Below are 24,126 nucleotides of genomic sequence, written 5' to 3' on the forward strand. Positions count from 1 at the left end.
TTAGAATCCTTAAGTGAAAATTTAGAAGTGAATGCAACAGATTATAAATTTTCTGATTCGGTATAAGATATTCCTGTTATACCTTTTGTTGCTATTCATTTCCCTAGTTTTTACGTTTCAGTCCCATTCCTATCATCAATCCCGGTTTCTGAACTCGGCCAATTACGTTTCGGGCACCATCTACGCTTTTTTTGATAACACAACCTCATATTTTGGCCTAAGGGAGGAAAACGAGAGGCTTTTACGGGAAAACCAGCGATTGCGCTATCAGCTTTACAACAAAAAACCCGAAGCCATCCAACCTTTGGATTCCTTGGAGCGTAATTATTTGGTGGTACGTGGAAGGGTTATAAAGAACAGCTATGCTGACCAACGTAACTACATTACCATAAACAAAGGCAGGAAGGATAGCGTGGAACAGGATATGGGCGTTATCACTACCAGAGGGATACTTGGTATCGTAGAAAATACATCCAACGGATTTTCTACAGTTCAGAGCATCCTGAACGAAAAATCCAACATCAATGCCAAAATCAAAAATTCCAACCACTTTGGTTCCTTGATATGGGATTCCAAGGACTATAACACGGTGCAGCTTATTGATATTCCAAGATTGGTTCAGCTCACCATTGGAGACACGATTGTAACAGGGGCTATGAGCAGTATTTTCCCCGAAAATATTCCCATTGGGATTATAAAAAAATTCGACTTGGACACCTCCAAGAACTTTTATCGCATAGATGTTTCCCTCTTTAATGACATGACCAATATCAACAATGTCTATATCATAAAAAACCTGAACAGGGAGGAAATTTTGGAACTTCAGGAAGAAACGGAATCAAATGATCAATAGCACTTTCTTTATAAACGTTTTAAGGTTCGTGCTATTGATTTTGGTACAAGTACTTGTATTCAATAGGTTGAACTTCTTTGGTTTTATAAATCCTATGGTCTATGTTTTGTTTCTTTATTGGTACCCTATAAAAAAGAACAGGACTACCTTTATTTTGATTTGCTTTTTACTCGGTCTTTTAATCGATGTTTTCTCGGATACCATGGCCTTGAATGCAGCGGCTACGGTCACCATAGCCTATTTAAGACCTTCAATTATGCGGTTCGTTTTTGGTGTGAATTATGAGTTTCAAAGTTTTAAGTTAAATAGTGCTACCAAGGCACAACAATTCACCTTTTTAGCGTTATTAATTGTGGTTCATCACGTTATATACTTTACGCTGGAGATTTTTAGTTTTGCGAATGTCTTGCTGATCTTCAAAAAAAGTATCGCTATTGGGACGGCATCCATTATTTTGTGCTTATTGTTTAGTTCATTGTTCAGTACCAGGAAGGAATGAGAAGAGTCTTACTTTCATCGATTATCGTAATCATAGGAATTACCTTTTTAGGTAGGCTGTCCTATTTACAGATATTCAGCTTCTCTCCCGATCAGGTTATTGAAGACCCAAGTATAAAAAGGGTTTACACCTATCCAGAAAGAGGTTATATCTACGATAGGAACGGTAATCTCCTGGTAGGTAACGACCCTGCTTATGATGTCATGGTCATACCCCGTGAAGTACAACCTTTGGATACCCTTGAATTCTGCGAAATGCTGGGTATCGATACCGATACATTCGTAGAAAAACTGACCAAGGCCAGGGTATATTCCCCCAGGCTGCCCTCCGTACTGGTCCCTCAACTCTCAAAGGAAGACTATGCCAAATTGCAGGAGAAAATGCGCAAGTACAAAGGCTTCTACATACAAAAGCGTTCCTTAAGATATTATGATACGCCCAGTGCGGCAAACGTGTTGGGCTATATCAGTGAGGTAAACGAAGGGGACTTGGCAAAAAACAAATATTACATACAAGGGGAGCTTAGAGGTAGAACCGGGGTTGAAAGGTACTACGAGGAACTATTGAGAGGAAGAAAAGGGGTGCAGTATATTCAAAAAGATCGATTTAACCGTGACATTGGTCCGTACAAAAATGGTTCACTGGATACCCTTCCAGAGCAAGGAAAACAGATAAGCGTTACTTTGGACAAGACCCTACAGGAATATGGTGAACGATTGATGGTAGGCAAACGTGGTGGTATCGTTGCGCTTGAACCTGCAACGGGTGAAATATTGACAATGATTTCGGGGCCTACCTATGATCCGTCCTTACTGGTAGGTAGACAACGTTCCAAAAACTATACGGAACTCTACAACGACACCATTGCGAATCCAACATGGGACAGGTCCATTCACGCGCAACAACCGCCAGGATCCCCCTTCAAGACTTTGAATGCGCTTATTGCCTTACAGGAGGGGGTTTTGGACGAATCCACCACCATTCAATGTTATAATGGTTTTTACGTAGGTAAAAAGAAACGCGGCTGTCACTGCGGTGGTGGGCTTCGTAATTTGAACAGTGGTATTTACCAATCCTGCAATGCCTATTTCGCAGGTACCTTTCGCAAGATTTTTGAAAAGTTCGATACCACGGATGATGCCATGGATGTTTGGGAAAACCATATGAAGAGTTTCGGACTGGGCGATTACCTAGGGTATGATCTGCCATTTGGGCAAAAAGGGAGAATCCCCAGTAAGGAATATTATGACAAGTGGTACGGGGACAATAGATGGAGCTCTTCTTACATCATTTCAAATTCCATTGGTCAAGGTGAAGTCCTGGCGACCCCAGTGCAATTGGCCAACATGACAGCGGCCATTGCAAATCGTGGTTTTTACTATACACCCCATATCCTCAAAAAAATAGAAGGGAAGGATATTAAAGATCCAAAATTCACGGAGCCCAAGTACACCACAATAGATAGGGAACATTTTGAACCCGTAGTGCAAGGTATGGCAGATGTTTACAAAAAGGGGACGGCACGATGGTTACAGGTTCCAGGTATCGAAATCGCGGGAAAAACAGGTACTGCAGAAAATTTCACCAAGATTGACGGAGTACGCACCCAGTTAACGGACCACTCGGTATTCGTGGCATTTGCGCCGGTAAACGACCCCAAAATTGCCATTGCCGTTTACATTGAAAATGGATACTTCGGTTCTAGGTATGCCGGTCATATAGCCTCATTAATGATAGAGAAATACCTGAAAGGCGAAATTACCAGAAAGGACTTGGAGAAGAAGATGTTGGAGAAGACCTTGGAACATGAATATGCCAAACCTTATAGTGGTGAGGAATTTAAAATAAACGAACGTGTTTGGTAAGGTTCTAAGGAGAATAGATTGGCTTACGATTCTTATTTACTTAGCACTGGTCTTTATCGGCTGGATCAACATATACTCCAGCACCTTTAGCGATGAACAAACCTCCCTTCTTGATTTAAGTACGCGATCTGGGAAACAGCTTTTTTTTATAATTGTTAGCTTAGTAACCATTATCGTGGTACTAGCCCTAGAAGCAAACTTTTACGAGCGCTTTGCAAGTCTATTCTATCTTTTGACCATGGTATCCCTCTTGGGATTGTTCGTGTTTGGCAAAACCATTGCGGGAGCCACCTCATGGTACGACCTGGGTTTTTTTAATTTTCAACCTTCGGAATTGGCAAAAGTCTCCACCGCTCTTGCCCTTGCAAAATACCTAAGCGATATCCAGACCGACCTAAGGCGAGTAAAGGACCAATTGTATGCATTATTGATTATACTTATTCCAGCGTTGCTTATCATTCCCCAACCGGATCCAGGAAGTGCCCTCGTATTCTTTTCCCTTGTATTCGTGATTTTTAGGGAAGGACTCCCGCTTTATTATTTGGGCATAGGCTTTACACTGATTTTGATCTTTATAATCACTCTGATGTTCGGGACCATTTGGTTGACCATTGGGCTATCGCTGTTGATCGTTTTGTTTTTTCTTTTAAAACGAAAAACCCTAAAAGTTCCCATTATTCCCATCATAATAGGATCTATTGTGGTTATTCTTTTCTCACTGTCGGTGAATTTCGTTTTCAATAATCTTTTTGAACAGCGGCACAGAGATCGATTTAGCCTATGGTTGCGATTGGAAAAAGACCCAGAAAAATTGGAGGAAATACGAAAGACCATTGGCTATAATACCTATCAGTCCGAAAAGGCCATAGAATCTGGAGGTCTATCAGGAAAAGGTTTTTTGGAAGGAACTCGTACCAAGGGTGATTTTGTTCCGGAACAGGACACGGATTACATTTTCACTACCATTGGGGAAGAATGGGGCTTTGTGGGTACCGCTACGGTAATCATTTTGTTTTCAATCCTCTTTTTACGACTGATTTACTTAGCGGAACGTCAAAAAAATGGGTTCTCCAGAATGTACGGTTATGGTGTGATATCGGTTCTTTTGGTACATTATTTTATCAATATAGGTATGGTGATAGGAATTCTACCTACCATAGGTATTCCCTTACCCTTTTTCAGTTACGGGGGCTCCGGACTTCTTTTCTTTACCCTTTTGTTATTTATATTTTTAAAGTTGGACACCAACAGATTGAAGGAAAATTTTTAAAACTTCCAATCGTGGCTGGCCACGGAACTTTCCAATGTTTCCGCAAGTCCCGTATTCAACTCCTTGAAAAAGTCGATTCCGGTTAAGGATTCAATACTATCCACCGCCACACAAAAGCTTTCCAAGGGCCGTTGCTGTTCTACCCCGGGAATCAAGAACCCAAGAATCTTAAGTCTATCCCCTTCCTTACGAGCTACTATTTTGTAAAACTTCTTGGGAACGTCAACAGCTTCCTCCCCTATTTCTTGTAAACCAGGTTCCAGAACGCCGCCCGTTATAACGATCACTTTTCCGTAGCGTTTCGTCCATTGACGTATTTGCATCTCCAAGCGGTTCCAAACACCGGCATTGAAGTCCTTGTCCTGCGGACTTATATTACTGGTATAAAATGTTTCATTATACGCTTGTTCCGAAAACCTACGGTCACCGGCCGGACATAAGTGGCCTCTATCGTACCCTGAACCCCTATAGTTGCGCCAATCTGCCGACTTGGATTTTACATAGGGATCTTCAATGAAGTAGGGCCTGTCCCTATCATCATAGGTCAAATGTTTCTTGTCCAATTCATAGGCCACCCATTCCGCTTGCTCAAAAGGTTCGTTATAGGACAGCGAGTAATAGGAATGGTGTACGATGTCGCCGGTTGTGGAACTGGGCAAATACTCCAAAGGAAAGGAACTTGCGCCATTTTCATCATTGTTTCTTGAATAGGTATCCGGGGTGTAAAAGTTCTCAAACACCCAAAACCCAACGATGCATATCACTATTAAAATGGAGTAAATAGTGCTATTTTTACGATATCTGGACATCCTTCAAAGGTAACCACAAATTTGTAAGATTTTCAAGTTTAGACCGACCTATAAAACATCTAATAATTACTAAAGAAAGGACACTTATGGCACTTACGTGGAAAGATGTAATTCATTTTTCAGTAAAAGGAAATCCCGTTCCGGATAATCGGGTAGAAAAATCCGAGAAGGAATGGAAAGAACTGTTGACACCGGAACAATTCAGGATTACCCGAAAAAAAGGAACGGAAGCCCCACATTCCGGAGCCTTGTGTAGCGTACATGATGCCGGAAAGTACGAATGTATTTGCTGCGGAACGTCCCTATTCGATTCCAGCATCAAATTTGAATCTGGGACGGGATGGCCAAGTTTCACACAGCCCATAAAGGAAAACGCAATCAAGTATAGTAAGGATACTTCTTTTGGCATGACCCGGGTGGAAGTACTATGCAACACTTGCGACGCACATTTAGGACATGTTTTTCCAGATGGTCCTCCACCAAGCGGCCTACGATATTGCATCAATTCGGAATCCATGAAAATGACAAAGGAAAACGATAATGGGTGACATTAAATTGGAAACTATTACCGTAGGCGGAGGTTGCTTTTGGTGTACCGAAGCTATATTTCAAGAAATTAAGGGAGTTCGATCCGTAGTATCTGGATATACGGGAGGAAATGCACCGGGCAAGCCCACCTACAGGGAAATCTGCTCCGGTCTAACAGGTCATGCGGAGGTAGTCCGTGTAACTTTCGATAATTCCATGATTACCTTGTACGATATATTGCACATCTTTATGACCACACATGACCCAACAACCCTGAACAGGCAGGGCGCCGATGTGGGAACGCAATACCGATCCGCTATCTATTATATCAATGACGATCAGAAAAAGATTGCTGAGCATGTGCTTATGAATGTTGCCGGACTTTATGAAAATCCCATTGTTACGGAATTGACCCCAATGGCTATTTTTTATGATGCCGAAGAGTATCATCAAGACTACTATAAAAACAATCCCTCCCAAGCATATTGCCAAGTTGTAATCGACCCAAAATTGGCAAAATTGAGAAAGTTACATGCTAATAAATTAAACTAAAAAGCCCCTATTTAAGGGGCCTTTTAGTAAATGTAAGTTTTGCTTCCTAATTTTTTGCGCTACTTGCCAATTTGATATTTTTCAAATTGTTCATTTTTAAATCCTCAAGAACATTCACCGCTTCTTCCACGTAAACGTCCTTTGCCAAGCTTTTGTGCCATCTATCCCTTTTCTCCCGTAATACGGAATCCTGGGTAAAGAGTTCCTGTTCGTACTTCAAGGACTCGAAAGTCAATTTCGAATCATAGTCGGATAGATTCTTGAAGTAATCGGACTGCTCCTTGTCTTTTTCCTTTTCTTCCTTGTAGGTGGCGTAATTCAACGAGATTTCAGTTTCGTCCTGTTCGGATTTCAACCATTTGGCATTCTCCTCTATCAATTTTATCTGTGGATTGCTCGCCATTCGCTTTTTAGACTTGGCCACGGTTTGTTCATAATCCAAATATCCGTTCCAAACCTCATAATCAGCTGGTGTGATTTTATCCCATTTTAAAGGATTTGCCTGATCTCGTTCCCCAAGGTCTATGTAACTGTACTTATCCGGAACCACAACGTCACTCTTCACTCCTTCCAACTGGGTAGAACCTCCATTGATCCTATAAAACTTTTGGGTGGTCAATTTAATGGCTCCCAAATCCCCGTGTTCATTGCTTCGAACGATATTGTCCAACGGAATTACATTTTGTACGGTTCCTTTTCCAAAGGTTTGCTTGCTTCCTATTACAATGGCCCTTTTATAATCCTGCATGGCGGCGGCCAATATTTCAGATGCTGATGCGGATAGTTCGTTGACCAATATTACCAAAGGTCCGTCCCACTGGATTCGCTCATCGTTATCGTCATACACTTCTTTTTGCTTGTTGCCCGATCTTACCTGTACAATGGGTCCGTCCTTTATAAACAGGCCGGCCATTTCAACCACCGTTTTTAAGGATCCGCCACCGTTATCCCTGAGGTCCAAAATAAGCCCCTCTGCACCTTCTTCCTTAAGTCGCTCTACTTCCTTGGCAACATCCGTAGCCGCATTTCTTTCGTTATAATCCTCAAAGTCCACATAGAATTTGGGAAGATTGATGATTCCGAATTTTTGATCGCCTCGAATTATGTTGGCCGATTTTGCATAGGACTCCTCCAGTTCAACCACATCCCTTGTCAAGGATATTTCCTCTAAAGATCCATCCACTTTTCTCACCGTTAGATCGACTACGGTTCCCTGTGGGCCCTTTATCAATTTAATAGCGTCATCCAAGCGCATTCCAACAATGTTGATGGGTTCTTCCCCGTTCTGTCCTACTTTGATGATCTCATCACCAACCTCCAAACGCTGGTCCCTCCAAACGGGTCCACCAGAAATAATTTCAACAATTTTCGCCCCTTCCGGCTTCTTCTGAAGCCTGGCACCTATTCCCTCAAATTTCCCGGACATGTTCATGTCAAATTTCTCCTTGTCGTCCGGTGCAAAATAAAAGGTATGGGGGTCGAACTCGTCCACTATGGTGTTGATATACTGCACGAACCAATCCTTGCGCTCCAAATCGTCCACAAAATCGAAAAACTCGTCCAAGGTGGCCTCCGTAGATTTTCTGGATTCGATTTCTGCCTCCTCGGGGGTATGTGCGCTGTGATCATGGTCATCGGCCGCTGCCTCGTCGGCCGGTTTCTCGGCATGTGAAATCTTGGAATCGTATGTTCCAAGAGTGGCATATTTGAGTTGTTTCCTCCAACGCTCCTTCAATTCTTCCTTGTTGGAGGCAAAAGGCTCATCCTCGTACTTGATACTGATACTTTCGTTTTGGGTATAATCGAATGGTTGTTGAAGCACCTCTTTATAGATTTCCTTGGCATCGCCCATCCTTTTTATCAACCTTTCATACACCAAATTGAAGAAGGAAATATCCGTATTCTTGATTTGATCATCGATTTGAAACTTATATTGTTCAAAATCGGCTATGTCCGAAGCCAAAAAATAACGTTTGGTGGGATCCAGCACATCAATGAAGTCCTCAAAAACACTAACGGAAAAATCATCATTGATGTCCTTTGGCTCGTAATGGCCTTTTTCAAGAACGTATGTAATCAAATCTAATAACAGTTTGTCCTTGTCGTCATTCTCAAACGACTTATTGGTAAAACTACAGGAGGCTACCGCCACCAGCATCACCGTAAGAACATAGGCTAAATTTCTTTTCATAAAAATATTTTTAAATCTATTTTTCAAAACCTTTGAATTTGAAGATTATGTGGACAACTTTTGTATCGAAATCCTCTAAGATAAAGAAAAAACCATGCCAATTGGGGGACTGGGAATTAATTTTTTGTTAAACGGGCCCAGCGGCAAATCCTATTTAAAAACGTATTTTTGACCCGGAAAGTATGTACCATGGGAAAACCTTTGATATTGGTAACCAATGATGACGGAATAACGGCCCCAGGGCTTCGTGCTTTGGTCTCCTACATGAAGGAGATAGGGGACGTTGTGGTTGTCGCTCCGGACAGTCCACAATCCGGTATGGGGCATGCCATTACCTTGGACAGCACCCTATATTCAAAAAAAATGCAAGTGGACCTTAGCCATACGGGTACGGAGGAGTATAGTTGCAGTGGAACTCCGGCGGACTGTGTAAAATTGGGTCTTCAGGAACTTTTGGAACGAAAACCCGATATCTGTGTCAGCGGTATCAACCATGGGTCCAATTCTTCCATAAACGTGATATATTCCGGTACCATGAGTGCCGCCATAGAGGCAGGAATAGAAGGGGTGCCCGCCATAGGTTTTTCCTTGTGCGACTATAATTGGGAGGCGGACTTCGCCCCTTCGGAGAAATACGTTAAAAAAATTGTACGCGAGGCGTTAAAGTTCGGTATTCCAAAAGGAGTGGTTCTCAATGTGAACATACCCAAATTACCAAAGAAGGAAATAAAAGGAATAAAGGTCTGTAGACAGGCAAAAGCAAATTGGAAGGAAAAGTTCGACAAAAGGACGAACCCAATGGGCAAGGACTACTATTGGTTGACGGGCGAATTCGAACTCTTGGACAAAGGCGAGGATACGGACGAATGGGCCTTGGCCAACGGCTATATTTCCGTGGTTCCCACACAGTTTGACCTAACGGCCCACCATGCAATACAGGACATTAATAATTGGAATCTGAAATGAACATAAAAAAGGAGCTTACCATTGGATTTTTAGTCGGTATCATAGCAAATACCCTTGGAACCTTGGCTTATATCGTTTTATTTTCTGACCTGAGCATTTCAGAAACATATCAGGCGGCAGTTTCACAGGGGCATGTGGGCAGTCTATTGGCCCTAGGTGCGATTTTAAACCTGATCGCCTTCTTCGGGTTTTTGAGGATCAAGAGGGACAACCGCGCCAAGGGCGTGCTGATTGCCACTATTTTGACAGCTTTGTTAATCCTGTACTACAAAGTTTTCTAGCATGCGGTACTACATCATAGCGGGAGAGGCCTCCGGAGACCTGCACGGTTCCAACCTCATCAAGGCCATTAAGGTAGAGGATCCGGATGCTCAAGTGCGTTGTTGGGGCGGTGATTTAATGCAACAGGCCGGCGGAACCCTTGTAAAGCATTACAAGGAAATGGCCTTTATGGGTTTTCTTGAGGTAGTGATGAACCTACGTTCCATTTTTAAAAATATCAATTTTTGTAAAGCCGATATTGAAAGTTTCCAGCCAGATATCCTGGTTTTTATAGATTATTCCGGTTTCAACCTACGTATTGCCAAATGGGCCAAGGAGAATGGTTATAAAACCAACTACTATATTTCCCCACAGATTTGGGCCTCTAGGGAAGGCAGGATCGAAAAGATCAAAAGGGATATCGATGCCATGCATGTCATACTTCCCTTTGAAAAGGAGTTTTACGAAAAGAATCATGGCTATCCCGTAAATTTTGTTGGCCACCCGTTGATCGATGCCATTTCCGATCGGCCGGAACTGGACAAAGCAAAATTTAGAAAATCTTCTGATATCGATCAAGGTAAACCCGTAATAGCTTTGTTACCGGGAAGCCGAAAACAAGAAGTACAAAAAATGCTTTCCGTAATGCTGTCCATTACAAAGGACTTTCCCGGCTACGAATTTGTAATCGCGGGCGCTCCCAGTTTGGAACCCGAATTTTACGTACCCTTTTTAGAAGGGAACAATGTGAAAATGGTAAAAAACAGTACCTACGACCTGCTTTCCATAGCATCGGCAGCATTGGTCACCAGTGGAACGGCCACCTTGGAAACAGCGCTTTTTGGGGTGCCCCAAGTGGTTTGCTACAAGGCCAATTGGATTTCCTACCAAATTGCAAAGAGGATCATCACATTAAAATACATCTCCCTTGTGAACCTTATCATGAACAAGGAAGTGGTAACAGAATTAATTCAAAACGACTTAAATACCGTAGGACTCAGAAAAGAATTATCAGCCATATTGACCGGAACAAAACGAGAAGAAATCCTGAAGGATTACAAAGACCTTAGGCACAAATTGGGCGGGATCGGTGCCAGCAAGAATGCCGCACAGGCCATAGTGGCGAACGCCAAATCCTAGTGCAAACCAGTCCGTTATAAAATAATTCTCTAATTTTGATGTTCAAGTAAAAGATGCTACTTGAAATCCATGCGCTACTTCTCCACCTTATTGCTACTTATTTTATTTGCCAGTTGCGGCAGTTCCAAAAAAAAGGCGACCCCAAACGAACGTACCATATCCGTTACTGCGGCGTATGAGGCCCGAAGAAACGGTACCAAAATTAAAGAGGGGGACACCCCAATAGATTCTGAAGTAATTGAGGCTCCAAAGGGAAATGCTACCAAAGCCGATAATATCATCAATACCGCATTGACATTTTCCGGTGTGCGTTACAAATATGGCGGTACCACCCGAAAAGGTATGGACTGCTCCGGACTTTTATATGTGTCCTTCAGCGAACATGATGTGGAGCTTCCCAGAACCTCAAGCCGCATGGCAGAAAGAGGTACGAGAATCCGGGTGAAGGATATTGAAAAAGGCGATTTGCTTTTTTTCAAGACTACCCGTGGTTCCAAACGGATCAACCATGTGGGTATGGTGGTAACCGTTGAAAATGACGAAATAAAATTCATACACGCCTCCACATCTAGGGGCGTGACCATTTCTTCACTGCGGGACGGTTTTTGGAACCAAGCCTTTGTAAAGGCCACAAGAATTTTATAACATGAGATTGTTGGCGTTTGTCCCGATCAAGGGTACGCTACTGCTGATTCTGGGCATTCTTATTGGATTTTTCTTTCCCCTACCCTTGGAATATTGCTTCGGTATTTTGTTGGTAAGCTTTGCCATTTTGGGGTATCTATTCATTCGAAAGGATACTAAAGGTTCGAGATTCGAAATTATGGCAGGGGTGTCCGTCATACTACTCGGCATGTTTTCCTACGTGCAATACCAGCCTATTCCCTACGACCATCATTTTAGTAAGATTGCCACGACCGATGCTTCTAAACTTCATATAAAAATACGGGAGACTTTAAAGCCGAATGCCTATTCACAGAACTACATAGCATCGGTTTTGACGGTTGACGATACGAAATCCGTAGGGCAACTACTGGTAAATCAGCCATTGGATAGTGCCTCAAAGCTCTTAACGGTAGACCAAGAATTGGTGGTGCGATCACATATATATGACATAAAACCGATAGTAAATCCACATCAGTTCGACTTTAAAAGGTATATGGAGCGAAACGGCGTGTATCATTCCCTGAGACTTTCGGATGAAAACTTTGTCACCTTACCTAATCCATCTAGGACCTTGATCGGTTATGCACAAGAAATCCGAAGCGATATCATCCAAAAACTGAAAAAGGAAAATTTTGGCACCGAGCAACTTTCGATTATCCAAGCACTGCTTCTGGGCGAACGTGCCAATATTTCAGAGGAAACATACTCCAACTATGTCGATGCCGGTGCCGTACACATTTTGGCCGTCTCCGGACTTCATGTGGGCATCCTGTTACTACTCATTCAATATCTTCTAAAACCGTTGCATAGCATCCCGAACGGCAAAAAAATAAGTCTGCTGCTTACGGTTTTATTTCTTTGGGCGTTTGCGTTTATTGCGGGGCTTTCACCCTCCATCATACGCGCATGCGCCATGTTCACGTTTGTGGCCTATGCCATGTACCTGAACAGGCCCTCGAACAGTTTCAACATTCTGGCCCTGTCCATGTTCTTCATCTTGTTGGTCATTAATCCAAACCTGCTGTTCCAAGTCGGTTTTCAAATGAGCTACGCGGCTGTTTTCGCCATTGTTTGGATATTTCCACTCTTACAGCGTTGGTGGTATCCAAAGAACAGGATTGTGCGGTATCTATGGCAATTATTGTCGGTAAGTATCGCCGCCCAATTGGGGGTATTGCCTATAAGCCTGTTTTACTTTCATCAGTTTCCGGGCTTGTTCTTTATCGCAAATTTATTGATCGTCCCTTTTTTAGGGGTCATATTGGGAATGGGAATCTGTATCATTTTCCTGTCGCTTTTGGACATTGCCCCAAGTCAATTGATTTCGGTTTACAATGGGATTATTGGTCTCATGAACCGAATCGTTGGCTGGATTGCCGATCAGGAAGCCTTTGTTTTTAAATCCATTTCCTTTGACAGTGTACAACTGCTCTTGGGATACCTTCTTATAGGCTCCCTGATATATGCTTTCTCCAAAACAAACTATAAACGCCTTATGTTGTTTTTGGGTTTCCTTTTGATGTTCCAAGGATACACGATGTATCAGGAATATAAATCGGACAACATTAAAGAAATCCTCCTGCTACATCAGATAAAAAATTCGGTGTTACTAGATAGGAAGGGAAAAAACCTGCATGTGTTCACCACGGACACTACCAATGCAAAACAGTTGATAGCGAATTACCGCGTACAAGAACGCATAACCCAAACCGATTACCTTCCCATTAAAAACAGCTACCTTATCAATGGGACTTCCTTACAAATAATCGATAGCTTGGGCGTTTATCTGCCACTGAATTCCAGTTCCATAATGCTACTGACGGCGTCGCCCAAAATAAACTTGGAACGCCTTATTTTGGAAACCAATCCCATGGAAGTCATTGCAGATGGAAGCAACTACCCAAGCTTTATCGAATCCTGGAGAGCGACCTGTAAAAAATACGATATCCCATTCCACTATACAGGTGAAATGGGATATTACGCTTTTGATATTGAATAGGCTTAATTTACATCGCCCATCCATTTTTTGATAAAGGGTCCGGCTACCAAGAAAATAATTCCGGCCCCAACGGAAACCCAAACGACGTTCAAGAAAATATTGGGCATTTCAAGGACATTTTCAGGATCAAAATTGCCACCTATCAATCCGGCGATCAAATTGCCCAGGGCCGCCCCAACAAACCAAATTCCCATCATTTGGCCCAAGTATTTGGCCGGGGACAACTTGCTTGTAGCACTCAGACCAACGGGACTAATGGTCAACTCTCCAATGGAGTGCAGAAAATAGGTGAGAATTAAAGCGAACATTCCAGCCTTGGTACCACTTGCCGCAACATTGGCGGCACCAACCATCACCCAGAAACCGGCACCTAATAAAATAAGTCCAACAGCGAACTTTAATGGCGTTCTTATATTTATATTCCTTGCTGCCAGTTTTACCCATAATGCCCCTATGATGGGTGCAAAAATTATTATAAAGGCGGAGTTCACGGATTGCAACATCCCCGCTGGCATTTCCCAACCTCCTATAAACCTGTCGGTAAAGTCCCTAGCGAACAAATTCAAAGAAGAAGCCGCCTGTTCAAAACCGGACCAAAATATAGCTATCCCTACAAAAAGTATAAAAATAACCCCCACCTGTTTCTTCTCGATAGTGTTCAAACCCCCATTGAACAAAATGTTTATGAAGTAACCCATGGTTATCAAAACGATGATTAGACCAAGTGCCTGTGCAATTCCCGTAGCTGTTGTCACATCAATATAACCTAAGAACTGCAACAGAAAAAGGGAAATCAAGACTATCGCAATAATTAAAATGGATATTGAGGTATTGGAGGATGTTTTTTCTACTCCTGCAGATTTGACTTTGGGTTCAACGCCAATGTCGGCCAAATACTTTGGGGAGTATACCTTAAAGGCAATCAATCCAAACAACATACCAACAGCGGCAAGTCCAAAGCCAAGATGCCAGTTATACTCTGCCAATAATGGCACAAAAATCTGACCTAAGAAAGAACCCAAGTTTATTCCCATATAGAATATGGAAAATCCTGCGTCCCTTTTTGCACCACTGTCCTTTGAGTATAATTCCCCAACCAACGTACTGATATTTCCTTTCAACAACCCGGTTCCCAAAGCTACAAAGGCCAATCCCGTAAAAAATATTATGGGAGAACCTGGGATGGCCAAAATTAGATGGCCAATCATGATCAGGACACCGCCATAGAAAACGGCTTTTCGTTGCCCGAAAATGTTATCGGCCAACCATCCACCGGGTAAGGTCATCAAATAAACAGATGCGGTATAAAGGCCGTATACCGCGCCCGCAGTTTCTGTGGTCAACCCCAAACCTTCATATGCTACGTCCGTAGTCATAAAAAGTATCAAAATGGCACGCATACCATAATAGCTGAAACGTTCCCACATTTCTGCGGTAAAAAGCACATACAATCCTTTTGGATGTTTGAAGCTATCCTTGCTGGGTTTTGAAGTAATATCCATAGTTCTTGGTTTGGTTTATGGGTTGTTTATAAATGTTCCTTTACAAAATTGGTCATCTTGTTGAATAAATGGATTCTGGTATTACCACCATAAATACCGTGGTTCTTATCTGGATAAATTGCCCATTCAAATTGTTTGTTGGCCTGCACCAGCGCTTCTATCATCCGCATGGTATTCTGCACATGAACGTTGTCATCGCCAGAACCATGTATCAACAAGAAATCCCCTTTTAAAAGTTCAGGATAATTAAAGGGCGAGTTGTCGTCATATCCACTAGGGTTTTCCGCTGGGGTCCTCATAAAACGCTCTGTATAGATGGTATCATAGAAACGCCAGGAAGTCACCGGTGCAACGGCAATGGCCATTTCAAAGGTGTCATTTCCCTTAAGCAGGGAATTGGTTGCCATGTGACCGCCAAAACTCCACCCCCAAATACCCGTTCTTGCTGCATCGATATACGGCCTTTCACTTAATTTTTTGGCTGCTGCAATCTGATCTTCGGTTTCGTACTTTACCAAATTCAAATACGTAGTCTTTTTAAAATCCCTTCCCTTGAATCCGGTACCTCGGCCGTCCACACAGGCAACAATATAACCTTCTGCAACCAGCACCTGATGCCAATAATCCCTGGCACTATACCATGTATTGCTCACACTTTGGGAGCCGGGACCGCTATATTGGTACATCAACAAGGGATATTTTTTGGAAGCATCAAAATCCTGCGGCTTGATTATGTACATATTCAAATCGTTACCATTGATATTGATGGTGGAAAACTCCCGTGGGTTTAAAACATAGCCTTCCATCTTTTCCAAAAGCACGGTATTATCCTTAATGTGCTTAAGTTTTTTGCCCGTTAAGGCCTTGTGCAGGGTGTAGACGGGAGGTGTGGTAGCGTTGGAGAACGTGTTGATGAAGTAACTGAAGTCGGCACTAAAGGATGCGCTATTGGTCCCTTCGTCAATGGCCAAATCCCGCTTATTTTTCCCATCGCTCTCCACACTGTAAACGCCCCTGTTTATGGAGCCATTTTCGGTGGATTGATAATATACCTTGTCCCCATTTTGGTCGTAGCCATAGTAACGGGTAACTTCCCATGGGCCTTTGGTGATTTGGTTCATCAGTTCCCCATCGGAATTGTACAAATAAATATGGTTCCAACCGTCCTTCTCGCTCGTCCAAATAAAACTGTCATCGGCCAAAAAAGTAAGGTCGTCCGTAATATCTACGTAGGCCTCATCCGTTTCCTGTAACAGTAATCGAACCGCATTCGTATTGACGTTCACCTCATGCAAACGCAGGTCGTTTTGATGTCTATTAATGGTCTGCACACTCAAATAGTTGGGATTGTTCATCCATTTTATTCGAGGGATATAATAAGGATTGCCTAGATCAACCCCGGAAATTGTTCCACTGGCAACATCCAACAAATGAAGGCTCACGATGGCATTGTCCTCGCCGGCCTTTGGATACTTGAACACGTTTTGGGAAGGATATTTTTCTGTACCGTATAGGTCCATGGAAAATTCCGGCACCTTGGTTTCGTCAAACCTTAAAAAAGCGATCTTGGTCCCGTTACTGTTCCATGCAAAGGCACGCACGAAGGCAAATTCCTCCTCATAGACCCAATCCGTTATACCATTGATAATTTCATTCTTTTTGCCGTCCTTGGTAATTTGTTGGGTGTTCCCTGTCGTCAGGTCCATCACATACAGGTTGTTGTCCCTAACATAGGCCACCTTTTCACCGTTGGGCGACAAGGCAGGTTCCTGAATTTTCATTTCACTGATCTTTACCAGCTCCTTGGTTTTGATATCAAGGACATAGAAAACCCCCAATGTGGACCTTCTAAAAATCGATTCCACTTCCGTGGCCAATAACACCTTTGACTCGTCATTGCTGAATTCATAGGATGAAAAGTAGGGGACACCGTCCAAAGCATCCGAGGAAACGATGGTTTCAACTTTTTCCAAGGTTTTATAATCGTATTTGTCTATTGTAGAAACCTTTCTGGCGGGGTCAAAGTTCAGCACGGTATATTGTCTGCCATTATTCATGGAGCGAAGCACATCAAGACCTTGGGTACTAAAGGTCCCGGAGTAAATTTCGGCTACCGTGATTTTTTTTTGTTGGGCGATAACAGCCGATTGAAAACCGATCAAGAAAAGTACCAGCACGTAAAATTTTCGCATGAAATAATGAAATATGTTAAATTCTCCAAGTTTACCACTAATTCTCTAAAAAACCTCGGAATCCATTCAAAAAGACCTGATTTTTAACGATGCTTTCACGTTGGTTTGCATTAGGTCCATTATGATTATCTTTACCCTAGAAACTACCGTTTCACGGCCTGGTTTAAACTAAAAAAGTTACCCGATTTACCCAAGAAACCCTAGAGAATGAAGAAGCCCATTGCAGGTTTTTCCAAGCTATCCAAATCAGAAAAAATCGAATGGATCGCCGCCAACTATACCCAAAATCCCAAAGAATCAAAAAAAATCCTAGAATCCTACTGGAATTCGGATTCGCAGTTGCAGCAACTCCATGACGAGTTTATAGAAAATACCATTAGTAATTTTTATATGCCGATGGGCATTGCCCCAAATTTCTTGATCAACGATAGGCTTTACGCCATTCCCATGGCCATTGAGGAAAGCTCCGTAGTTGCCGCCGCCAGTAAGGCGGCCAAATTTTGGGAGGGCCGGGGAGGTTTTAGGACCACCGTCTTGGGTACGGAAAAAGTGGGCCAGGTACATTTCATGTACCACGGGAATGCGTCCAAACTATTGGATTTCTTCAAAAATATTAAACCAACGTTGTTGTCCGAAGCAGACCATTTGACCCAGAGCATGCAAAAGCGAGGAGGCGGAATCAAGGACATTATTCTAAAGGACAAAACTAGTGAGCTCCTAAATTACTATCAACTGCATTGTACGTTTGAGACCCAAGATGCAATGGGCGCGAACTTTATCAATAGTTGTTTGGAACAGTTTGCCGAAACACTTAAAAAAGAGGCTTTGGCACATCCCGATTTTTCGGAGCAGGAAAAACAGTTGGAGGTCGTGATGAGCATTTTGTCCAACTATGTGCCCAATTGCCTGGTAAAGGCCGAAGTGCGTTGTCCCATTGACCAATTGGACCTTACCCAGGATATATCGCCCAGGGATTTCGCCGAAAAAATGGTGCGTGCCGTGGAAATTGCCAAAGTTGAGCCGTACAGGGCCGTAACCCATAATAAGGGTATCATGAATGGAATCGATGCCGTTGTATTGGCCACGGGAAACGATTTTAGGGCCATTGAGGCCGGCGCGCATGCCTATGCCGCCAAGGACGGAACTTACAGCAGCTTGACGCATGCCAGAATCGAGGGTGAAGTATTCTCTTTCTGGATAGAGATTCCCTTGGCAGTGGGCACCGTTGGCGGACTCACAAAGCTGCATCCTTTGGTGAAACTCAATCTGGAGATACTACAGCAACCTTCGGCGGTAGAGTTAATGCAGATCATGGCCGTGGCGGGTCTTGCACAGAACTTTGCGGCGGTAAGCTCCTTGGTTACCACCGGGATTCAAAAAGGTCATATGAAAATGCATTTGATGAATATCCTGAACCAACATAACGCGACCGACAAAGAAAAAGAAGCCATCTTAGCTCATTTCAAAACCCATACGGTAACCCATAGGGGTGTTTTGAACGCCCTTGAAAACCTACGAAAATAGATGACCGAGTTTTACGGCAACGGAAAATTGTTGCTTACGGGCGAGTATGCCATTTTGGATGGTGCAAATGGACTTGCAATACCTACCAAATTTGGTCAATATTTATCCGTAAAAAACGCGACTACGGGCCAAATCAACTGGCAAAGCCTGACAGACAAAAAAATCCCATGGTTTACGGCGGACCTATCCCTAAAAGATTTCAGCATTCTCGCCACCTCCGACGTACAATCCGCCGAAAGATTAATCACCATTTTAAGGGAAACCAAAGCTTTGAGTCCTTCCTTTTTGGATGCTTGCAATGGCGTTTATGTCAACACGAAATTGACCTTTCCCAAAGATTGGGGCCTAGGATCCTCATCTACCCTCATCAATAACATTTCCCAATGGGCACAAGTGGATCCCTATAAAATTCTGGAAGCTACTTTTGGCGGCAGTGGATACGATATTGCGTGTGCCCAGAACGACACTCCCATCGTTTATCATAAAATGGGGGGCAATCCTAAAGTAGAAAAGGTAAATTTTGACCCAATTTTTAAAGACCGACTTTTCTTTATTTATTTAAACAAGAAGCAAAATAGCAGGGATGCTATTAAGGCTTATCGTCAATTAAATATTGATAAAATTGAGCTTATTGCCCAAATAAACGGTCTTACCACTCAACTTATAGCAGCGAAAGATCTTGGAACATTTGAAACTGTAATAAATAGGCATGAGCATTTACTTTCCAAAACATTAAAAGTCGAAACGATTAAAAACCAACTTTTTCCCGACTATCAAGGCTGTATCAAAAGCCTGGGAGCTTGGGGCGGGGATTTTATTTTGGCAACCGGAACTATGGACGATATGCAATATTTCCGCCAAAAGGGATACGATACCATACTACCCTATTCCAGCATGGTATTATAAAAAAAGCCCTCCAAGTGGAAGGCTTTCAATTTTATAGATACGAACTATTAATAAAAGGTAGCTCTTTTATCCTCAATTTCAGAGGACTCCTTTAGGGCATTGTACACATCAGAATTCACCCTATTGGCCGAATTGGTCTTTAAGGTATTCGCATATGTAGCGTAGTTGTCCAATTTAGGGGCCTCGGTTTTCTTGGTTACCTCAATTTTAAAAATACCTGTGTTCCCTTCCAAAAGACCTGAAGTTTCGCCTTCTTTCATTCCGTAGGCAGTACCCACGATTACCGGTTCGCTACCCGCACCAGGAATGGTAGGCGACTTTACGGTTAGGGCACTTGCCGTTGAAACCGTTGTATTGTTGTCCGAAGCAATGGCATTCATGTCCTTACCTTGGTTAGCGGCCATAATTTGCGCTGCTTTTCTTTCCTTTCTAATAATAGGAAGTACGGTGGCCGAAGCATCCTCGGCAGTCATTAGTCCTTCTTTGTATATGCCCGTTAATTGTACTATGGTATAACCATCGTTGATATTGAATCGTTTGATGTCACCAACTTCGGTATCTTCATTAAAGGCCCACTGAACAATAGCTCTTTGGGCACCCAAACCTGGAAGGTTCTCGTCCAGTTGTTTTATTTTGTTTACGGGACGAACCAAATACTCACTTTTCTGTGCTATTTCGGAGAATGCGCTTTCATCAGCAATTGTTTCCATTTCAAACTTGGTGGCATCGGTAAACAATTTATTGGTCGTTTCTTCGGATGCCGTTACCTCTCTGGACAAGGTGGCGATTTGAACCAAATCTTCCTTATCATCGACTTTTATTACATGGAAACCAAAATCGGTCTCTACCATCCCGATAGTTCCGACGTCATTCCCAAAGGCAAAATCGTTGAAAGCGGGCACCATGGTTCCTTGTTGGAAATATCCCAAATCACCACCATTGGGTGCGGATGGGCCATCAGAGTTATCCCTTGCCAATTCTGCGAATACCACTCCAGATTTTTTTGCCTCTGCCAGTAATCGCGTTGCCTCCTTTTCTGCCTCTTCCTTGGTTCTGGTAACTTCTGGATTGGCTCTTGTGGCACCTTCATAGGCAATCAAAATATGGCTGGCCTTTACGGAGCCATTGGGCCTTCTACCCATCATTTTGGAAACCTTATAGGAACCGGCATCTTTGTAAGGCCCGTAAATTTCACCCACATTTAAGGTCATTAAGGTATCGGCCACACTGGAAGGCAGGTTCTTTTTCGCTTTATAAATGGTATCGAATTTGATATCGGAATTCCTGTCCAGGAAAGCCTCCATGTCCTGGGTATTTCGAAAGCCGGCAATGGTATCGTTCCTATCGGTCTGTGCATTGTACTCCACAGTATCATCCAACAATTTGGTAATCGCTTCCTTCACGGCCAAATCATCCGCATCCGATGGTTTTTCACTAAAATAAACAAATTGGATATCACGGGCAGGGTCCTGTTTAAAATCATCCTTATGTTCGTTCACATAGGCCGAAATCTCGCTCTTGGTTACCGTTATAGTACTGTCCGGAATTGAGGAATACGGAACCCTCACATACCGAATATCCATTTTCTCGTTGGCCAATTTATAATCCAGTTCCCCTTCCTTTAAAGTAGCGCCCACACCTGCCTTGATAAGGTCAAAGTATGTTTGCTCCTTTGCCATTTGAACGATTTCCTTTTCGGTCTGTAACCAAAAATCGTACTGGGCCGGGTTGTTGTTCTTCCAATCCAATACCGTGGAGCGGAACCTGTTAGGGTCAAAAACCCCGTTCTCGTTCTGGAACTCGGGATTTTGGGCGTATCCGGTAGTTCTTAAAAAATCTACGATTTGGTCCTGCTCGATGCCGATTCCCAAATCCTCAAATTGTTCTTCCAAAATGCTCCTTCTTACCTCTTGATCCCAGACCTGGTTCATGGTCTGCATGGAAGAAACCGTTGGCCCCATTCTTTGGGAAGCCGTTTCCACCTTCTGCCTGAACTCGTCTATGGATATTTCCTTCCCATTGATTTCGGCTACGGAAGAACCTATTTTACCTCCGGCCCCAAAATTACTACTTGTAAATACCCCAGAAATCACAAAGGCGAATAGTGCCAGACCTATAATCAGTATCAATACCGTGGTACGCTTTCTAATGTTTTCTAAAACTGCCATCCTATCGAATCAAAAAGTTAAAATCAGTTGGCGAAATTACCATTTTTAATTGAAATAATAAAAACTAAAATGGCACGTAAAATATGGTTGCTTCGGCTCCCAATATTTTGATTTCCACCACTTGGAATATCCGAGTAAATCTGTTAATCCTCCTTTAAAAGTTCCAGGGAAACCAAATCTATTTTGGTGTTGGAAACCTCCAAAACGATGAACTTAAAATGATCGATCGTTATTTCCGAATCCTTTTCAGGAATTTCCCCAACTTGATGCACCAAAAGACCTCCCAAGGTCTCAAACTCATCACCAATGGGCAGTTCAAGTTTGTAGCTTTCGTTGATGTAATCCACTTCCAATCGAGCCGAGAACAAATAGTTTCGTTCGTCGATTTGTTCCTCCTTCAGGTCGGTGGTATCATGCTCGTCCTCAATTTCCCCAAAAAGCTCCTCTACAATGTCCTCTACGGTCATTAGACCGGAAGTCCCTCCATACTCGTCCAAAACAACAGCTATACTTTTCCGCTTTTTGATCAGCACATTCAATATATCCTGAATGAGCATGGTTTCTGGAACAAATTCGACTGGAAGCAGGATACTCTTAATGGTCTTGGGCTTTTTGAATAGTTCATAGGAATGTACATAACCTATGACATTGTCAATAGTATCCTTGAAAACCAATATTTTGGAATAGCCGGTTTCCGTAAACAACTTGGCAAGATTTTTAGGCGTTTCATGTATTTCCACAGCGGTAATTTCAGTTCTGGGAACCATGACCTCACGGGCCTTGACCTCTGCAAACTCCAACGCATTTTGAAAAATTTGGATTTCGGAATCCACCTCATCGGCCTCTTCAACCGTTTCCATTTGTTCCGTAATATAATCCCCCAGTTCCAATTTGGTAAATGCCAATTGGACCTCGTCTCCAGAGGTACGAAAGATGTATTTCAATATGAAATCCGAAACATAGATGACAAAATCCGATACCAAACTAAATGCCAAATAAAACAGATAAGCAGGAATGGCAAGTAACTTCAATAAACTGTTCGCATAGATTTGAAACAGTACTTTGGGGAGAAACTCGGCCGTAATCAAAATAACCAAAGTTGAGATGATGGTTTGGGTCAATAGACTGAAATCCGTCAAAAAGACCCTAACGATTTCATTTTCAGGATGCATACCCAAAAACCAGTTCATAAGCACTTCACCCATAAAAAGACCATACACCACTAGGGCTATATTGTTACCAATTAGCATGGTCGCAATAAACTTGGAAGGCCTTTTGGTGAGCCTTGTCAATACCTTGGCGAGAAATCCAGCCTGCTTTTTCTCAATTTCAATATGGATTTTGTTCGCGGATACAAAAGCGATTTCCATTCCAGAGAAAAAAGCTGAAAAAAGTAAGGAAAGTACAATAATTACGATACTACTGTCCACCGCTATTTTTGATTATCCTTTGAGCGCTGCTCGAATTTTTTGCGATAATTTCTTCGGAATAGAAACATCCCTATGGAAACGACAGCAAAAAAAATGAAAATGTAGGCCATACTTCTATCTGTATTCCAATCCGTATAAACCCTGTAGATCGAAAAAACAGCTACTACAACGTATAGGTATTCCGTATAACGTAAAATCTTAATCATCCTTTTCTTCTTTAATCAACATTAGACCGTAGGTTTTATGGGCGTTCAAGAAGGTGAGGTCCTTTTTTATGTCCATCCCCTCGCCGTCCATAACGGTACCATCCTCCGGATTTGTAAACTTAAACTTTTCCTGGGTAAAAGCCCACTCGTTTTCTTGGTCGTAGTACAACTGTGGGGCTTCCAACATTTTACCATCATGGCCCTTGATCACCACGTTTCCCTGAAGATCAATGACGTCCGTTGCCGTGAAATAAATACCTTGATCGGCCTGTATGGTCGTCCTTTCATTCCTCTCATTGAATATCTCCACCAAAACCCCTTCAGGAAAGGTCTGGTGTGGAAATTTCAAATTGTCAAAGTCATTGCGAAGAGGCCCGGAAATTACGGCCAACACCTTAGAACTCCCTGTATCTTCAGCACTCAGGTTTTCTGGAATTTCCGTATAGGTCAACACAAAATTCTTTGCGACACCCTGCGGAAAAATTTCCTTCTTGGCTTCTTCGCCAACCCGTTTGTAATTATCCTTGCATGAAAAAAAAAGCATTGCCATGGAAACCATGGCAATGCCCTTAAATATATCTACAAAATGTATTGTCATT

The 24,126-nt window shown here is 42.6% G+C and carries 20 protein-coding genes; 13 read left to right on the forward strand and 7 right to left on the reverse strand.

The window, feature by feature from the left end:
- The first annotated feature begins 31 nt into the window (after positions 1-31).
- From mreC to rodA, 4 genes are read left to right on the forward strand one after another with little or no spacing between them, the layout of a single operon-like run.
- Positions 32-853 carry a rod shape-determining protein MreC gene (mreC, locus tag ACZ41C_RS04790; RefSeq protein ID WP_138257101.1) on the forward strand — a complete coding sequence of 274 codons (822 nt, stop codon included), beginning with the start codon at positions 32-34 and terminating at the stop codon, positions 851-853.
- Positions 843-1,352, forward strand: coding sequence for a rod shape-determining protein MreD (mreD, locus tag ACZ41C_RS04795; protein ID WP_138257100.1), 510 nt, complete (start codon positions 843-845; stop codon positions 1,350-1,352). The genes mreC and mreD overlap by 11 nt, the downstream gene beginning before the upstream one ends.
- On the forward strand, positions 1,349-3,217 hold the full coding sequence (gene mrdA, locus ACZ41C_RS04800) for a penicillin-binding protein 2 (protein WP_138257099.1): 1,869 nt from the start codon (positions 1,349-1,351) through the stop codon (positions 3,215-3,217). The genes mreD and mrdA overlap by 4 nt, the downstream gene beginning before the upstream one ends.
- Positions 3,207-4,487, forward strand: a complete 1,281-nt coding sequence (gene rodA / locus ACZ41C_RS04805; RefSeq protein ID WP_154918122.1) for a rod shape-determining protein RodA — start codon at positions 3,207-3,209, stop codon at positions 4,485-4,487. Before mrdA ends, rodA begins: the two co-directional genes overlap by 11 nt.
- On the opposite strand, the gene ACZ41C_RS04810 is transcribed toward rodA, so the two are convergent.
- The gene (locus ACZ41C_RS04810; RefSeq protein ID WP_138257097.1) at positions 4,484-5,296 is read right to left on the reverse strand and encodes a DNA/RNA non-specific endonuclease; all 813 of its coding nucleotides are present in this window, start codon (positions 5,294-5,296) and stop codon (positions 4,484-4,486) included. The two genes, rodA and ACZ41C_RS04810, sit on opposite strands and share 4 nt — an antisense overlap.
- 86 nt (positions 5,297-5,382) lie before the next feature.
- Between ACZ41C_RS04810 and msrB the strand changes: the two genes are divergently transcribed.
- The gene (gene msrB, locus ACZ41C_RS04815; RefSeq protein ID WP_138257096.1) at positions 5,383-5,844 is read left to right on the forward strand and encodes a peptide-methionine (R)-S-oxide reductase MsrB; all 462 of its coding nucleotides are present in this window, start codon (positions 5,383-5,385) and stop codon (positions 5,842-5,844) included.
- Positions 5,837-6,376, forward strand: coding sequence for a peptide-methionine (S)-S-oxide reductase MsrA (gene msrA, locus ACZ41C_RS04820; protein ID WP_464564739.1), 540 nt, complete (start codon positions 5,837-5,839; stop codon positions 6,374-6,376). Before msrB ends, msrA begins: the two co-directional genes overlap by 8 nt.
- A gap of 46 nt (positions 6,377-6,422) precedes the next feature.
- Here the strand turns inward: msrA and ACZ41C_RS04825 are convergent, their stop codons facing one another.
- Positions 6,423-8,567, reverse strand: coding sequence for a carboxy terminal-processing peptidase (locus ACZ41C_RS04825; RefSeq protein ID WP_138257094.1), 2,145 nt, complete (start codon positions 8,565-8,567; stop codon positions 6,423-6,425).
- A gap of 189 nt (positions 8,568-8,756) precedes the next feature.
- Between ACZ41C_RS04825 and surE the strand changes: the two genes are divergently transcribed.
- The 5 genes from surE (at position 8,757) to ACZ41C_RS04850 (ending at position 13,599) form a co-directional block, all read left to right on the forward strand.
- Positions 8,757-9,533, forward strand: coding sequence for a 5'/3'-nucleotidase SurE (gene surE, locus ACZ41C_RS04830; protein WP_138257353.1), 777 nt, complete (start codon positions 8,757-8,759; stop codon positions 9,531-9,533).
- Positions 9,530-9,814, forward strand: coding sequence for a hypothetical protein (locus tag ACZ41C_RS04835; protein ID WP_138257093.1), 285 nt, complete (start codon positions 9,530-9,532; stop codon positions 9,812-9,814). The genes surE and ACZ41C_RS04835 overlap by 4 nt, the downstream gene beginning before the upstream one ends.
- A gap of 1 nt (position 9,815) precedes the next feature.
- Positions 9,816-10,934: a lipid-A-disaccharide synthase gene (gene lpxB / locus ACZ41C_RS04840; protein WP_464564742.1), complete on the forward strand. Its 1,119-nt coding sequence runs from the start codon at positions 9,816-9,818 to the stop codon at positions 10,932-10,934.
- A 69-nt stretch (positions 10,935-11,003) separates the two neighbouring features.
- Positions 11,004-11,579, forward strand: coding sequence for a C40 family peptidase (locus tag ACZ41C_RS04845; protein WP_464564744.1), 576 nt, complete (start codon positions 11,004-11,006; stop codon positions 11,577-11,579).
- Position 11,580: 1 nt separating this feature from the next.
- Positions 11,581-13,599: a ComEC/Rec2 family competence protein gene (locus ACZ41C_RS04850; RefSeq protein WP_464564746.1), complete on the forward strand. Its 2,019-nt coding sequence runs from the start codon at positions 11,581-11,583 to the stop codon at positions 13,597-13,599.
- A 2-nt stretch (positions 13,600-13,601) separates the two neighbouring features.
- Here ACZ41C_RS04850 and ACZ41C_RS04855 read toward each other — a convergent pair whose 3' ends face one another.
- Together ACZ41C_RS04855 and ACZ41C_RS04860 are read right to left on the reverse strand one after the other, a co-directional pair.
- The gene (locus tag ACZ41C_RS04855; protein WP_464564748.1) at positions 13,602-15,101 is read right to left on the reverse strand and encodes a peptide MFS transporter; all 1,500 of its coding nucleotides are present in this window, start codon (positions 15,099-15,101) and stop codon (positions 13,602-13,604) included.
- A 26-nt stretch (positions 15,102-15,127) separates the two neighbouring features.
- Entirely contained in the window at positions 15,128-17,293 is a 2,166-nt protein-coding gene (locus ACZ41C_RS04860; RefSeq protein ID WP_464564750.1) for a S9 family peptidase, read from the reverse strand.
- Between the two features lie 207 nt (positions 17,294-17,500).
- Here ACZ41C_RS04860 and ACZ41C_RS04865 point away from each other — a divergent pair, with 207 nt between their 5' ends.
- Together ACZ41C_RS04865 and ACZ41C_RS04870 are read left to right on the forward strand one after the other, a co-directional pair.
- Positions 17,501-18,817 carry a hydroxymethylglutaryl-CoA reductase, degradative gene (locus tag ACZ41C_RS04865; protein WP_464564752.1) on the forward strand — a complete coding sequence of 439 codons (1,317 nt, stop codon included), beginning with the start codon at positions 17,501-17,503 and terminating at the stop codon, positions 18,815-18,817.
- A complete protein-coding gene (locus tag ACZ41C_RS04870) occupies positions 18,818-19,723 on the forward strand; it encodes a GYDIA family GHMP kinase (protein WP_464564754.1) in 906 nt (301 codons plus the stop codon). It begins immediately after the preceding gene.
- A gap of 47 nt (positions 19,724-19,770) precedes the next feature.
- On the opposite strand, the gene ACZ41C_RS04875 is transcribed toward ACZ41C_RS04870, so the two are convergent.
- The 3 genes from ACZ41C_RS04875 to lptC form a co-directional block, all read right to left on the reverse strand.
- Positions 19,771-21,891: a peptidylprolyl isomerase gene (locus ACZ41C_RS04875; protein ID WP_464564756.1), complete on the reverse strand. Its 2,121-nt coding sequence runs from the start codon at positions 21,889-21,891 to the stop codon at positions 19,771-19,773.
- 143 nt (positions 21,892-22,034) lie between these two features.
- Complete coding sequence (locus ACZ41C_RS04880) at positions 22,035-23,321, reverse strand: hemolysin family protein (protein ID WP_464564758.1); 1,287 nt, start codon at positions 23,319-23,321, stop codon at positions 22,035-22,037.
- A 198-nt stretch (positions 23,322-23,519) separates the two neighbouring features.
- Complete coding sequence (lptC, locus tag ACZ41C_RS04885; RefSeq protein ID WP_240042657.1) at positions 23,520-24,125, reverse strand: LPS export ABC transporter periplasmic protein LptC; 606 nt, start codon at positions 24,123-24,125, stop codon at positions 23,520-23,522.
- Position 24,126 lies beyond the last annotated feature (1 nt).

The sequence above is a fragment of the Maribacter sp. C-4077 genome, assembly GCF_055378385.1.

Bases quoted from the DNA above. Each gene is read 5' to 3' on its own strand.
- mreC (WP_138257101.1), top strand. From the start codon at position 32: ATGCAACAGATTATAAATTTTCTGATTCGGTATAAGATATTCCTGTTA.
- mreD (WP_138257100.1), top strand. From the start codon at position 843: ATGATCAATAGCACTTTCTTTATAAACGTTTTAAGGTTCGTGCTATTG.
- mrdA (WP_138257099.1), top strand. From the start codon at position 1,349: ATGAGAAGAGTCTTACTTTCATCGATTATCGTAATCATAGGAATTACC.
- ACZ41C_RS04810 (WP_138257097.1), bottom strand. From the start codon at position 5,296: ATGTCCAGATATCGTAAAAATAGCACTATTTACTCCATTTTAATAGTG.
- msrB (WP_138257096.1), top strand. From the start codon at position 5,383: ATGGCACTTACGTGGAAAGATGTAATTCATTTTTCAGTAAAAGGAAAT.
- msrA (WP_464564739.1), top strand. From the start codon at position 5,837: ATGGGTGACATTAAATTGGAAACTATTACCGTAGGCGGAGGTTGCTTT.
- ACZ41C_RS04825 (WP_138257094.1), bottom strand. From the start codon at position 8,567: ATGAAAAGAAATTTAGCCTATGTTCTTACGGTGATGCTGGTGGCGGTA.
- surE (WP_138257353.1), top strand. From the start codon at position 8,757: ATGGGAAAACCTTTGATATTGGTAACCAATGATGACGGAATAACGGCC.
- ACZ41C_RS04835 (WP_138257093.1), top strand. From the start codon at position 9,530: ATGAACATAAAAAAGGAGCTTACCATTGGATTTTTAGTCGGTATCATA.
- lpxB (WP_464564742.1), top strand. From the start codon at position 9,816: ATGCGGTACTACATCATAGCGGGAGAGGCCTCCGGAGACCTGCACGGT.
- ACZ41C_RS04845 (WP_464564744.1), top strand. From the start codon at position 11,004: ATGCGCTACTTCTCCACCTTATTGCTACTTATTTTATTTGCCAGTTGC.
- ACZ41C_RS04850 (WP_464564746.1), top strand. From the start codon at position 11,581: ATGAGATTGTTGGCGTTTGTCCCGATCAAGGGTACGCTACTGCTGATT.
- ACZ41C_RS04855 (WP_464564748.1), bottom strand. From the start codon at position 15,101: ATGGATATTACTTCAAAACCCAGCAAGGATAGCTTCAAACATCCAAAA.
- ACZ41C_RS04860 (WP_464564750.1), bottom strand. From the start codon at position 17,293: ATGCGAAAATTTTACGTGCTGGTACTTTTCTTGATCGGTTTTCAATCG.
- ACZ41C_RS04865 (WP_464564752.1), top strand. From the start codon at position 17,501: ATGAAGAAGCCCATTGCAGGTTTTTCCAAGCTATCCAAATCAGAAAAA.
- ACZ41C_RS04870 (WP_464564754.1), top strand. From the start codon at position 18,818: ATGACCGAGTTTTACGGCAACGGAAAATTGTTGCTTACGGGCGAGTAT.
- ACZ41C_RS04875 (WP_464564756.1), bottom strand. From the start codon at position 21,891: ATGGCAGTTTTAGAAAACATTAGAAAGCGTACCACGGTATTGATACTG.
- lptC (WP_240042657.1), bottom strand. From the start codon at position 24,125: ATGACAATACATTTTGTAGATATATTTAAGGGCATTGCCATGGTTTCC.